The organism is Phormidium sp. CCY1219, assembly GCF_035615515.1.
GTDB lineage: Bacteria > Cyanobacteriota > Cyanobacteriia > Cyanobacteriales > Laspinemataceae > CCY1219.
Map to the genome: position 1 here is coordinate 24,910 of NZ_JAJENT010000564.1, position 13,092 is coordinate 38,001.

Genomic DNA, 13,092 nt, shown 5'->3' on the forward strand with positions numbered 1-13,092 from the left:
TGGCAATTCAGCTCAATCGTCCACCCTTAACCTACTATTAAAAGTGAAGATGAGCCAATCTTCTGTTTCGCAAACCAATTTAGTCCAACAGTATGCCCCGTGGCTTTATTCCTTCTGGAAATTTTCCCGCCCGCATACGATTATCGGCACCAGTTTGAGCGTTTTCGGACTCTACGCGATCGCCATCGCCCTCTCGGAAACTGCGGTCACTTTCGTGGATTCTCTGCCTGTGCTAGGCACTTGGATTGCTTGTCTGTGCGGCAATGTGTATATTGTGGGACTCAATCAACTCGAAGATATCGAAATCGATCGCATTAATAAACCGCATTTGCCCGTAGCGGCGGGGGAATATTCTCTGCGCCAAGGACAAGTCATCGTCGCGATCGCGGGAATTTTAGCCGTAGTGTTGGCGCTGGTACAAGGCCCGTGGTTGCTAGCCACCGTGGGCATTAGTTTGACCCTGGGAACCGCTTACTCTTTACCGCCAATTCGCTTAAAGCGCTTTCCCTTTTGGGCCTCTTTTTGCATTTTTACCGTGCGCGGCGTGGTGGTTAATTTAGGCTTGTTTTTGCACGGGATTTGGGTGCTTTCTCAGGACAAAACCGGAGAATTGTGGTTCACCCATCTCGCGCAAATGCCGCCAATTCGGCTCTCTATCCCGCCATCGGTGTGGGCGCTGACCCTGTTTGTGCTGGGATTTACCTTCGCAATCGCGATTTTCAAAGATATCCCCGACATCGAAGGGGATAAGCAGTACAATATCAGCACCTTTACCATTCGCCTGGGCACGCGATCGGTCTTTGAATTAGCCCGCTGGACGATAACCGTTTGTTATCTGGCGATCGCACTTTTCGGACTGCTGCGATCGCCGGGCGTTAATCCCATTTTTCTCGGCATTTCCCATATAATTGCCTTGGCTTTATTGTGGTGGCGCACGCAACAAGTGGATTTAAGCAATAAACTGCAAATTGCCAGTTGCTATCAATTTATTTGGAAGCTGTTTTTTGTGGAATATATTATTTTCCCTCTGGCTTGTTTGCTCGCTTGAACCGATATTTTTTCCTCGGTTTAAAAAAAAGAAACTGCCCACTAGAAGTTGTTAGTAGGAATGCAGGAATGACGGAATCGAAAACCCTTCGACAATTGCCCGCCCAATGGGTAACGCCAGAAAACTTCCAAGATTACGGACAAGTGATTTTTCCCGCTTCCGATGGCGAACCCGATCCGAACAATGAGGCGCAGTTAAACCTCGAAAACGGCACGCCGCGACTTTATATCATGCGCCTGGATTGCAGAGGGCGAAAATTTCACCAGATCGCCCGCCACGTGGAATGCACTCAATGTTTGGGGGCGCGAGAAGGGAAAGACTGGTTCATTGCCGTTGCCCCTCCGAGTCAGGGCGATCGCCCGGATCTCGATCGCCTAATGGCATTTCGCATTCCCGGCGATTGCTTTATCAAATTAGAAATGGGCACTTGGCACGCCGGTCCATATTTCGATTGGGACGCGATGGATTTCTATAACTTGGAACTCACCGACACCAATATCGTGGACTTTGGTACCTACAACTTTAAAACCCAAGACAATCTCGAGTTTGAAATTGTCTTATCTTAACGGTTTTAAATCCCGTTGGATATCCCCATATTGTCCCGAAAAAGCAGTGCCGTTGTCCTCGATTATAAGGGCAGAATTTAGGGTGAAAAACCGAGATAAACGGCGGCCCAGTTGTGGTTAAATGGAGGAGAGGTTTACGGTCAATTTGGCCAACGGTGGTGTGGGAATCGGCGACACAAAAGCACAGATACGCCCGCCATCGAACCGCGAGCGTAAAACATTTAAAGACGCCCTAGGGAGGGCGTCTTGGCGAAAACAGCGGCACCGTAGGAGGGAGTAGTCTGCCCCCATCCGAGGAGATGCTTGACCACCCAATCCGTCAACGGCTGGTTTTAATAGAAACTAGGTAGAACCCGGGGTATTGGGTTGTGCTTCATAGTTAGAAGCATAGGTTTGTAACAAGCTGCTGACTTGGGAAAGCACTTCCTTGCCAGAACTTTTGCCTAACGCCACCCGTTCCGGGAAAAATTCCGGGCGGTCCAGGTTGCGCGCGATCGCCTCATCCACTTGTTGAGCGATTAGTCCTTGCAATTCCTCCTTCGCCCTAGAACGCTGGTAGTTCGCACCTTCTTCCGTCGTTGCATAAAGCGGCGGGAGTCGGTTGAGCGCGTAGGCGGCGATATCCCCCACATCCAGAGTGCGATCGCTAGTCGCCTCAATTTCTGCGACCCGGGCGATCGCTTCGGAGAGGACCAACTCTTCCATCACGTTAATAAACTGCTTGCGTGGTAGAACCACCACTTCCCCAGTCAACAGGGATCCCATCAGGCGATCTAGAGCCATGTACTCTTCGATAGAAAGTTCCGAGGCGGTATTGCAAATTCTTCCCACCTCCGCTTCCATCGCTGGCGTCAGATATCCATCCTGTAGTGCCTGTTCGACTATTTTTTCGATACTCATAATGCCTCTGCTGCTCCACGGCACTGTCTTCATTTGACCTGAGATTTTAACTCCCCGGCTCGCGCCCGATCGTGCTTTTCCCGGTCAAAAGGGCAATCATTGATTGATTTTGCCCTACAATCCGCCTGAAAATCAATCTAACTCCAGAAAAAAGCCTTTTTCTGCCCTTGGGGGTATGCCAGTGGCTCATTCCAGAATGGGCGATCGCAGTTATTCGACTCCCTCAAATCGCCACGGAACCGGATCCACAGCTTTTCCATGCACGTACAATCCCCAGTGTAAATGAGGTCCAGTGGAAGCGCCGGTAGAACCCACCCCACCAATGACCTCACCGGCCCGTACCATCTGACCCTCTCGAACGTCTATGCGATTCAAGTGCAGCATGATACTGGTCACGCCTTGCCCGTGGTCAATCCCCACGGTATTGCCGTGAATTTCAAAGCCGTCCGATTCTCGTCCCACCAACGCGATGCGACCTGCCGCTGGAGCCACCACCGGCGAACCATATCCACCCGCATAGTCTACACCGCGATGGTAATAGTTTTCTGCGAATACACCATTATAATAGCGGCGAACGCCGTAAATCGTCGTTACCGTCCCCCCATTCGGGCGCAGCAACGGACCGTTCCAAAACCGTTCTGGCGTCACCAGAGCTTTAAATTCCGCCACCCGGTCGAATTCATAGTCCGTACCTTGCAGGTCATCCTTACCCGGAGGAAGCCAAATCGATTGCGTGGGAAAGTCGCGATCGCTCACCCACACCGCAATATTGCGCGTTTGCCCTTCCCCACTCACCTGAATCACCCAACGTCCCGGGCGATCCAGCGGCGTGGTCGGCACTAGCGCCCGAAAGCGGTTCGCCCCCACGGCAAATGCCTCAATCTCGTCCTCTTGCGCCAAAACCTGAGGAATGTCTCCCCCACTGTTTTCCGTCTCGATGCTCACCGAGAGGGTATCCCCCAGTTGCGGATTCGTGGGACTCACCCGCACCTCTAGCGATCGCACCGGTTCTGCGATCGCCAACACTAACGAAAAAGCCAACATTAAAAAATTAGCCTTCGGACTTTTTCTCGGCAATTGACCTGTGGGTTTGGCCGGTCTGGAAAACCACCCGCGCCATCCATTCCTTACCGATTCCTCGTAATGCAGCTTCTCGATCATCGTTCAGTTCGCCTTTTCCATATTTGCTCGCTAGCCTAGGTGAAAAGTGGAATCTGTTTCCAATGGAGTTCCTCGGATTTGGCACCCCAATGGTACCGTTTTCAATGGCTTTATCCGCCAAAGAAGAAAACTCCTAAATTTTACCACGATCGCTCCCGTTTCAAAAGCGATCGATTCCCTCGGTCAAAACCCGATCGCAACAGTGGCAATCTCGGCAATCTTCTCTGGACAATGTTCCCGAAAAACCCACTTCAAAAACGGCGTTCCACCACCCTGTCTAGCGCCTTATCTTACAAATTTCGTCCCAATCTGTCGGGAAAAATCGAGGGGTTCAAATTTTCCCTTTTTCCCTGGAAAACCCGCTAAAAATCTCTCTTTCCCCGAGGTACAAACTGGACAAGCATCAGTTTGCTCCGAGGCCATATCCTCCCCAGTGGGATTTACCCCTCATTCACCCCCCACCCATCGGCGATCGCGCTTTCCATCCCCCACCAGAACTTGCCACCCCCGAACACCTCCCCAGGGCAATCTTCCCTTTCTACCACCCTACACCCCCAGAGCGATTCCACATTTGTGCCCCACCCTCCCCATCGCCAAAAAATCGTTATCCTAAACTGTTATAGACCCTCCTATTTCCTCTCAATTTTAAAATAACCGTGCAAGAAGACTTCAGACTCATCCTCGACTTAGTAACCATGCTGGGTGCCGCCGCTGTAGGTGGATTGTTCGCCTCCATCCTGCGCCAACCCGCAATCCTCGGCTATTTACTCGGCGGGATAGTCGTCGGTCCGGCGGGTCTGGGATTGATAAAAGAACTCATTCAAGTAGAAACCCTGGCTCAATTTGGGGTCGCCTTATTACTCTTTGCCCTCGGCGTTGAATTTTCCCTAGCAGAACTGAGAAAAGTAAAATTTATCAGTCTCGGCGGCGGTGGAGCGCAAATTACCCTCACCATCGCCGTCACCAGCGTTATTTCGGTAGTGATGGGGTGGTGTACCTCCTGGACCCAAGGCATCTTCTTAGGCGCGATTTTATCCCTCTCCTCCACCGCCGTAGTCCTCAAATGCCTGATGGAACGCAACGAAACCGACACCCCCCACGGGCAAGTGATGTTGGGCATATTAGTGGTGCAAGACCTAGCATTAGGGCTGATGTTGGCCGTGTTACCGGCATTGAACGAACCCGCAGAAGCCATTGGAATGGCAGTAGTTTCGGCATTGCTGCGAATCGGACTGTTTGCCGCCGGCGCGATCGCCTTCGGCACCTTAGTCGTCCCCCGCTTGCTGCGCCTCCTGGCTAAAACTGAAAGCCGCGAATTATTTCTCCTCGGCGTGGTGGCATTATGTCTGTCCATTGCCTTAGTGACTTACTATCTTGGCTTTTCCATTGAAATGGGCGCATTTGTCGCCGGGTTGATGATTTCAGAAGTGGAATATGCGGACCAAACCCTCACCTATGTAGAACCCTTGCGAGATATTTTTGCCGCCCTGTTTTTTGTTTCCGTGGGCATGCTCATCGACCCCGTGTTTTTATGGAACCATTGGGAACTGATTTTAGAATTGGTATTTTTGGTATTGGTGGGCAAATGCGCCATCGTTACCCCCGTGGTCAGAGCGTTTGGCTATCCCCTGCGGACTTCATTGTTAGCGGGGTTGGGACTGGCGCAAATCGGGGAATTCTCCTTCGTCCTCACCGCCCAGGGACAGGCGATCGGGTTAGTGCCCCGGTCGGTTTATTTGTTGATTTTGGGCACCACTGCTGTCACCTTGGTGGTGACGCCGTTTGTCTTGCGCCTGATGCCGCAAGTTCTCAACTGGGCGGAAACCGTCCCTTGCCTGAGTTGGTTTTTTGAAGAAACCAGCAGCCCCGTGGCGGCTTCTGAAGAGTTGCCCAGACAAAATCACGTGGTAGTCTGCGGTTACGGGCGCGTGGGTCGCAATGTGGTGCAATTACTGCAAGCCCATGATTATCCCTGTGTGGCGATCGATTTATCGGAACGGGCAATTCAGCAACTCCGGACCGCAGGAATTCCCTATATTTACGGCAATGCGGCTTCTTTACACGTGCTAGAAGCGGCAGGGGTCGATCGCGCCTGTACCCTGGCGATCGCCCTTCCCGACCCCATGAGTACCCGCCTTTGCCTCAAGCGCGCCCTGGAACTATCCCCGGATCTCGATGTGGTGGTCCAGGCGAATCAAGTCCACGATATCGAACTGCTTTATCAGCTTGGGGCCTCGGAAGTGGTGCAATCCCAATTTGAGGTCAGTTTGGAACTGACGACTCATCTGTTACTCGCGATCGGTCTGCCCCTTCCCGCTATCCGCCGCGATGTGGAGCAAATTCGCAATCACCACTATCTGGATTTTCGCCCCTCGCGCAGCGCCGCTCAGATTTCTCGCGAATTGCAAGTGGCTGCATCGGATCTCAATAGCAAATGGTACGCTTTGCCAGATGGGTCTCCCCTCGCCGGCATGACTTTGGAGCAAACGGACCTGCGCCGCATCAGCGGCGTCAGCTTAATGGCAATTCGCCGCGCCGATGGGGAAGAAATCGACTACCCGGATTCTCATACCCCGTTGGAAGCAGGGGATAAGTTTCTCGTGGTGGGAGAACCGGAAGAACTGACCATTTTAGAGCAGTTGGCCCGAGGAGAAGTGGCGCTTCCGAAAGAGAATACCTCCTGTCAGTGGCTTCACGTCCCCGAGGAGAGTCCGGCCCCGGGCAAAACCCTGTCTGAGTTGGATTGGCGGCGCGAGTATGACCTGCAGGTGCAGGCGATTCGTCGCGAAGGTCATTTCATTCGCTTTCCCCACGGTGGGACCACTCTCCAGGCCGGCGATCGCCTCCTGGTTGTCGGTAAGCTTTTGTCTCTCAAACGCCTCCAGCGCTGGCTGTGCCCTAACGCCGATTCTTCCCCTTCTACTTCTACCCCAGTGGCAATGGCTAAAGCACAAATTAGCGAAACTGTCAAGGAAATTATCTCTTCCGATCCGGGTTAATGGGGCGAAAAAAACTCCTCTGAAACCGGGTGAGCGCTTCTCCCTCGTCGGTGAAAAAGCCTCGCGTTCGATTGAAAAAAGCGCGAGCTAGAAGCTCGCACTCCTGTTTTACCTAATTTAAACCTGCTCGATTGTCAGCATGATTCGGTGCAATTTTCTCTGCTTTATTCTGAAAAAATTGCCGAGGGTGAAGTCTATAAAACTCGATAATCAAGCATCAGAAATGCGGGGAATCTCTGGCGTTAAACTGTTGCGTAGCCCTCGGGAGTCGAACCCCTTTCGGTTCATCCAGAAAAGGGTCAGGACTTAGGCTTGAGATAAACAATGGATTGTCGCCAGACAATGGTCTGCTGGTCGTAATGATCCAACAGGGAAATGCACTCTTTATCCTGCCAATAAATTTTGCCAGCCAGCAAATCTCCGGTGCTGAGTTTGAGTTCCACCTCTTTTTTGTCTTTAATGATATTTTGAACTTGGCGAATGCTGGGTAGGTTAATATCGAAATCAGTCATAATCTAGATCGTTCCTATGGCTTGTGGATTGGAAAACGCGAAATAACGCGATCGCTCCGGGCAGGGAAAAGCCGAGACATTCGCGATCGCTTCATATCCGCGATCGAATGCGTCAGCATATTCCCCCGTCCCGGCGAACCTTGCCTGCCAGATTCAGCCGGGGGGTCGAAACCTGGCAAGTCAGTCTAACCTTTAACGGAGACTTTACAGTAAAATTAGGAATTCGCAATCACGCAGATCTCAACGGACAGCACAGACACAATGACAATCGAGTTTATCAAATACCAGGGTCTTGGAAATGACTTCATTGTGATGGACAATCGTCACAGTTGCGACCCCATGATAACCCCCGAGCAGGCGCGTCAGCTATGCGATCGCAATTTTGGCATCGGGGCCGATGGGGTAATTTTTGCCCTCCCCGCCACCGGATCCGACACGGACTACACCATGCGGATTTTTAATTCCGATGGGTCAGAACCGGAAATGTGCGGCAATGGAATCCGCTGCCTTGCGCGCTTCTTGGCCGATTTAGAAGCCACCTCAGACCCCGGGAGTGCCGCCCAAGCGCCGAAAAAATATCGCATCCATACCCTCGCCGGGGCGATCGCCCCCCAATTTGACCCGAGCACCGGACTTGTCACCGTGGATATGGGAATGCCCCGCCTTCTCGCCGAGGAAATCCCCACGACCCTAACCCCCCCGGGAGAAAAAGCGATCGCAGTTCCCTTGGAAGTGGCCAGCCAAACCTGGACCGTCACTTGTGTCAGCATGGGCAACCCCCACTGCATTACCTTTGTAGAAGATGTGGACGCCATCCCCCTGGCACAGATAGGTCCACAATTCGAGCATCATCCCGCTTTCCCCAAACGCACCAATACCGAATTCATTCAGGTGATTGCACCGGGACACCTAAAAATGCGAGTCTGGGAAAGAGGCGCTGGGGCAACCCTCGCCTGCGGCACCGGTGCTTGTGCGTCCCTGGTGGCCGGCGTGCTCAACCAACGGTGCGATCGCAAGGCAACCCTGGAACTCCCCGGTGGCTCTTTAATCGTGGAATGGTCCGCGTCCGATGAACGGCTTTACATGACAGGCCCGGCTGAGCGCGTCTTCTCGGGCAGGATCTAACTGGATTTTTCTATAAAAACCGTAAAGCCAAACCAATCAATAAGGGAGAAAATGAATGGGTGGAGGCATTTACCTCATTCAAGATGACGATCGGCTTGTGGAAATGATCGAACAAGCCTATGACACCGAAGATCGACTGCAAGAATTACTGGAAAAATACCCCAACCTGGTGGCCGGCGACCAAATCGATCGCGCCACCCCCCGTCAGTGGTTATTGATTTCCCGGGAAATGCCACTTCCCTCGGATGACGAAGCGGATGGGCGGTGGTCCTTCGAGCATCTGTTTCTCGACCAAAACGCCATCCCCACCCTGGTGGAAGTCAAAAGCTCTCCAGAAACCCGCTTCCGACGCGAAATTGTCGGTCAAATGCTCGACTATGCCGCCAATGTGCTGATTTACTGGCCCCTCGAATCTATCATCGCCCAGTTTGAATCCAATTGCAGAGATGTAGACCGCGATCCCGAACAGGTTTTTGAGGAATTTCTCGGCTCTGATGCCAATGAAGAACGCTTCTGGCAAAAGGTGAAAACCAACCTGCAAGCCGGCAAACTTCGCTTGGTGTTCGTTGCCGAAGAGATTCCGCCGGAACTTCGTCGAGTGGTGGAATTCCTCAACGAACAACTCGACCCTACAGAAGTATTGGCGGTTGAAATCAAACAATACGTCAGCCAAGATGGTCTCAAAACCCTGGTTCCCCGGGTCATCGGTCAAACCGCTGAAGCCCAACAGAAAAAAGCCAGCGCCACTCGGGAAAGACGGCGATGGGATGAAGAGTCATTCTTTTACGAGTTTGAAACCCGACAAGGGTATGAAGAAGCGCAAATGGCGCGCAAGATTCATCAATGGGCGCGGCGCAAAGAACCCACCATTGAGGTGGTATGGGGCACCGGGGATATTTATGGCGGTTTTGCCGCCAAGTTAAAGCAAAAAGGACGCAAGCCTTTTTCTCTGTTTACCGTGGGCATTTCGGGGGAATTCGTGATTTCCAGCAGCAGTTATGCCTCTCAGCCCCCCTTTGATGAGGAAGACCACTGGCACGAGTTGCGATCGCGCTTTAGTTCCGTGGGTTTGTCTCTCCCCGCCGATCCCGCGGAAACCCGGGTGCCCAGTTTCCGCTTGTCTACCCTGCAAGATGACAGCGCTCTGGAAAAGGTGCTCGAAACCTTTGAGTGGGTGGTGGAGCAAATTCAATCCTCCAACCCCTAAGTGGCATCGGCTTTTCCTTGCTCCACCCCCGCCAGGTTCATTCGGACGCCGAACCTCCCTCCGGGGAGGCGTTCGAGCGGGATTATTGAATATCTAACACAATCCCTCTCAATCCGTTGCGCTCGAGCCGTTCCATCATTTCGTCTACTTTATCTTGGGTAGCAAAGGCTCCCACTTGCATCACCATCCGCCCGTTGATTCGGGTGCGAAAGGCATCCGGAACCACCCGCCGCACCCGGGCGCGTTCCCGGGAACTGCTGGCTTCCACAATCACCCGGTAGCGAAGTCCCAAGGTGGCGGCATAGCTGGGCGGCGGCGGCGGTCCGTCGGTGCTGGCAGTGCGGGTATCTCCCACATCTGGCACGCTACTCCCCCCATTGCCAATCGGCGCGTTGGGGTCGGGCACCGGTAGCAGGCTGGGTAAGGTGTCGCCGGGACGATTGCCAATTTGAGGATTTGAATTTTGCCGGGTCGGCGGCGGTGGCGCGGTGGACGCAGCACTGTTCTGCGGCGGCGGAACGGGGATTTCTATGGCATTCTCGGCGGTGGGCACCGGAAGGCTGACGGCAGCCGGTGCCGGGTCGGATTGCGGCGCTATGGCACTGGGCGCGGGAAAGGAAGAGGTGGACGGCGGTTCTGGCGCAGGGGCAGGAACGGGACGCGGCGGCGGTATGGGACGCGGCGGTTCGTTGCGCGCCACGGTGGTTTCCAGTTGCGGATCGATCGCCCCGTTTAAGTCTAAGCGCCCTGCAGTGCGATCGCTGGCAACTTCGTTTCCAAATGCCGGAATAATTTCTCCGGTGGCGCTCACGTTAATGTCTAACTCTCCATTATAGCGCACCACATTGCCCCCAGGTTCGGCAGTGGTTCCCAAGTTCGGACGGGAAGACCCCACCGCCACAACTCCATGCTCTCGATTTCGCTCGATGCGATTGTTCCGCAATATCGGTTTCGCTTCACCGTGAATCACCACTCCATCTCGATTGTCGGTAATTTGATTCCCAATCAACAGCGGTTGGGCTTCTCCGCCAACGTTGATGCCAAATCCGGTGCGCTCTACGATGTTATCGCGCACTTCTGCCCGCGCTGTGCCATAAATTGTCATGCCATTGGCCCCATTTTGCACGAAATGATTCTCGCGAATCGTCGGGGTGGCATCCCCCACCACGGAAATCCCATCATGGCCATTTCCGGTAAAGGTGTTCTGCATCACCGCGATCGCCGTGGATTCTATCCACAACCCATACCCGCGCTGGTGGGGGTTCCTCACGGTAACACCAGACAAACTGGTTCCATTCGCCGCCACGATCGCTACATTTTGACTGGCTGAACTTCGACTGAGGTAATTCCCTCCCCCCTCAATCGTGATTCCCTCTCCCCTTTTGTCTGGATTCCCTTTAATCCGCACCTGGGGTTTGAGCATTAAGGGAAACCGTTCCCCATTCTCGGGAGTGTAAGTCCCCGGAGCGAGTACGATTTCAGTGTTGGGTTTGGCTTGTCGCAATGCCTGGGTAATGGTTTTGAACGGCTGGTTTTCACTTCCGTCCCCCGTCTGGTCATTCCCACTGCTAGGATTGACAAACAAGGAGCTGACTTCGGCTTGCTCCTCGGTGCCATCGCTCTGCGCGATCCCCTGCGGCGGTGCCATCTGCGCCCATGCAGCGGGCCAGTGCAGCCAAAATAATGCTGTGGTGGCAACTCCCAAGCGGATTAACTTGCCACTCGGGTTGAGTTGAGATCGAATGGGGTTGATGAAACTCACGACTCTCCTCCAATTTTGAGTTGAACGTTTCGCCAAAACTATTTCCCGTTTCTTGATGGGGACAGGGTTGGGGGTCAACCGATCGCCCGGTGGGGTTTTACCCTCGCACCCGCGAACCGGTTGATTTTTTATGTCAAAATAATTTAATCCCTGAAAATAGATAAAAAAATCTCGGTCTATAAGAACAAATTTACCTCATTACAGTTGATGGATCTTCACTCGGCTAGAAAATGTCAAACTTGATGCTTACCACCGAACAAATGAATGGGGGTTGCAATGGGTGAAAAACACAGCGGTCTCGCTAAGGTGCCGGAGTTCGTTACTCCACAGGCACAGCCCGCGCTTTGCCGCATTTTAGATGCGAATTTAGACCGCGCTCGCGAAGGCTTGCGAATTCTCGAAGAATGGTGTCGCTTTGGCCTCGAAAGCGGTTCCCTGGCTAATGAATGCAAGGAGATGCGCCAGGAACTCGGGCGCTGGCATAGTCCGGAATTGCGGGCGGCCCGCAATACCCCCGGAGATCCGGGCACGGATCTGACTCATCCAATGGAAGAACGGCGCGAAAGCATTCATACCCTATTACAGGCGAATTTCTGCCGAGTGCAAGAAGCCCTGCGCGTGCTGGAAGAATACGGCAAGCTTTATCACCCGCAAATGGGTGGGTTGTTTAAGCAGATGCGCTATCAGGTTTATTCCCTGGAAAGCTATTTATTGGCTTACCGCCGTCGTCAGCAACTCGAGCGCGCTCAGTTGTATTTGGTCACCTCCGTTAGCGATCGCTTGTTCTCGATTATAGAAGCAGCGGTAGAGGGCGGCTTAACTTTAGTTCAGTACCGTGACAAAAATACAAATGACGCTCAACGCCTCCGGAATGCTGAAAAACTTCGCGAAATCTGTCACGATTACGGGGCGCTGTTTATTATGAACGATCGCGTGGACCTGGCTTTGGCTGTAGATGCTGATGGCGTCCATCTCGGTCAAGATGATGTTCCCACTTCCCTAGCTCGTCAGCTCCTCGGTCCTCACCGCTTGATCGGTCGCTCGACCACCAATCCGGAAGAAATGGAACGGGCGATCGCTGAAGGGGTGGACTATATTGGGGTCGGTCCGGTTTACGAAACCCCCACCAAGGAAGGCAAACCACCTACGGGTTTATCTTATGTCAGATACGCGGCGGAAAATTCGCCGATTCCTTGGTTCGCGATCGGCGGAATCGATATGCACAATCTCAATGAAGTCCTCGACTCCGGTGCCGATCGCGTGGCTGTGGTGCGCGCCATTATGGAGGCGGAACAACCCACGTTGGTCACTCAGTATTTCCTCTCGCAAATTACTCGCATCCAAAACCTGAAAGCTCTCGAAGAACGTCACCCTCAGTCTCATGTCTGAAATCTCGCTTCACGTTAATGGCGAACCTCGCAGTTGCCCCCCAGGAACCTCTGTGCCTCAATTCCTGGAACTCATCGGCTTGAATCCCCGTTTGGTGGCGGTGGAGTACAATGGCGAAATCCTCCACCGCCAATTCTGGAGCGAAACGGAAATTCAACCGGGCGATCGCCTCGAAATCGTTACCATCGTCGGTGGCGGCTAGTCGTCCCTCCCCATCTTCCACCCTGGGGGAGGCAATTTGCTTGGGAGTTGTCCGTTCTCTATCTCGGTTTTTTCACCCCAGGTTCGGTAATTCTCCCCGGAATCCTTCGTCAGCCCGATGTCTGCTTTGCGAAGAAAGCGATACATTAGCTTCTCGGCGGGAAGCCCCGCGCTCTACCCGTGCTTGGTGAGCGTCGGGATGAGAGCCAGGGGAAATGGAGG

11 protein-coding genes are annotated in these 13,092 nt (G+C 53.3%); 7 read left to right on the forward strand and 4 right to left on the reverse strand.

Features of this window, described 5'->3' with window-relative positions; all coding sequences use genetic code 11:
- Positions 1-49: 49 nt before the first annotated feature.
- Both LKK83_RS15560 and LKK83_RS15565 read left to right on the forward strand, forming a co-directional pair.
- Positions 50-1,048: a homogentisate phytyltransferase gene (locus LKK83_RS15560; RefSeq protein WP_324632128.1), complete on the forward strand. Its 999-nt coding sequence runs from the start codon at positions 50-52 to the stop codon at positions 1,046-1,048.
- 68 nt (positions 1,049-1,116) lie between these two features.
- The gene (locus LKK83_RS15565) at positions 1,117-1,614 is read left to right on the forward strand and encodes an ureidoglycolate lyase (RefSeq protein ID WP_324632129.1); all 498 of its coding nucleotides are present in this window, start codon (positions 1,117-1,119) and stop codon (positions 1,612-1,614) included.
- Between the two features lie 342 nt (positions 1,615-1,956).
- Here LKK83_RS15565 and LKK83_RS15570 read toward each other — a convergent pair whose 3' ends face one another.
- Entirely contained in the window at positions 1,957-2,514 is a 558-nt protein-coding gene (locus tag LKK83_RS15570; protein ID WP_324632130.1) for a late competence development ComFB family protein, read from the reverse strand.
- Positions 2,515-2,724: 210 nt separating this feature from the next.
- Positions 2,725-3,558: a M23 family metallopeptidase gene (locus LKK83_RS15575; protein WP_324632140.1), complete on the reverse strand. Its 834-nt coding sequence runs from the start codon at positions 3,556-3,558 to the stop codon at positions 2,725-2,727.
- Between the two features lie 773 nt (positions 3,559-4,331).
- On the opposite strand from LKK83_RS15575, the gene LKK83_RS15580 reads away from it, so the two are divergent.
- Positions 4,332-6,674, forward strand: a complete 2,343-nt coding sequence (locus tag LKK83_RS15580) for a cation:proton antiporter domain-containing protein (protein ID WP_324632131.1) — start codon at positions 4,332-4,334, stop codon at positions 6,672-6,674.
- Between the two features lie 299 nt (positions 6,675-6,973).
- Here LKK83_RS15580 and LKK83_RS15585 read toward each other — a convergent pair whose 3' ends face one another.
- Positions 6,974-7,186, reverse strand: coding sequence for an Hfq-related RNA-binding protein (locus LKK83_RS15585; protein ID WP_324632132.1), 213 nt, complete (start codon positions 7,184-7,186; stop codon positions 6,974-6,976).
- 261 nt (positions 7,187-7,447) lie between these two features.
- Between LKK83_RS15585 and dapF the strand changes: the two genes are divergently transcribed.
- Together dapF and LKK83_RS15595 are read left to right on the forward strand one after the other, a co-directional pair.
- Positions 7,448-8,311: a diaminopimelate epimerase gene (gene dapF, locus LKK83_RS15590; protein WP_324632133.1), complete on the forward strand. Its 864-nt coding sequence runs from the start codon at positions 7,448-7,450 to the stop codon at positions 8,309-8,311.
- A 55-nt stretch (positions 8,312-8,366) separates the two neighbouring features.
- Positions 8,367-9,518 (forward strand): hypothetical protein, encoded by a 1,152-nt coding sequence (locus LKK83_RS15595; protein ID WP_324632135.1) that lies wholly within the window; start codon positions 8,367-8,369, stop codon positions 9,516-9,518.
- 82 nt (positions 9,519-9,600) lie between these two features.
- On the opposite strand, the gene LKK83_RS15600 is transcribed toward LKK83_RS15595, so the two are convergent.
- A complete protein-coding gene (locus LKK83_RS15600) occupies positions 9,601-11,280 on the reverse strand; it encodes a DUF1565 domain-containing protein (protein WP_324632137.1) in 1,680 nt (559 codons plus the stop codon).
- 276 nt (positions 11,281-11,556) lie between these two features.
- On the opposite strand from LKK83_RS15600, the gene LKK83_RS15605 reads away from it, so the two are divergent.
- Together LKK83_RS15605 and thiS are read left to right on the forward strand one after the other, a co-directional pair.
- Positions 11,557-12,669, forward strand: a complete 1,113-nt coding sequence (locus tag LKK83_RS15605; RefSeq protein WP_324632138.1) for a thiamine phosphate synthase — start codon at positions 11,557-11,559, stop codon at positions 12,667-12,669.
- The gene (thiS, locus tag LKK83_RS15610) at positions 12,662-12,871 is read left to right on the forward strand and encodes a sulfur carrier protein ThiS (RefSeq protein ID WP_324632139.1); all 210 of its coding nucleotides are present in this window, start codon (positions 12,662-12,664) and stop codon (positions 12,869-12,871) included. Before LKK83_RS15605 ends, thiS begins: the two co-directional genes overlap by 8 nt.
- Positions 12,872-13,092: the final 221 nt, after the last annotated feature.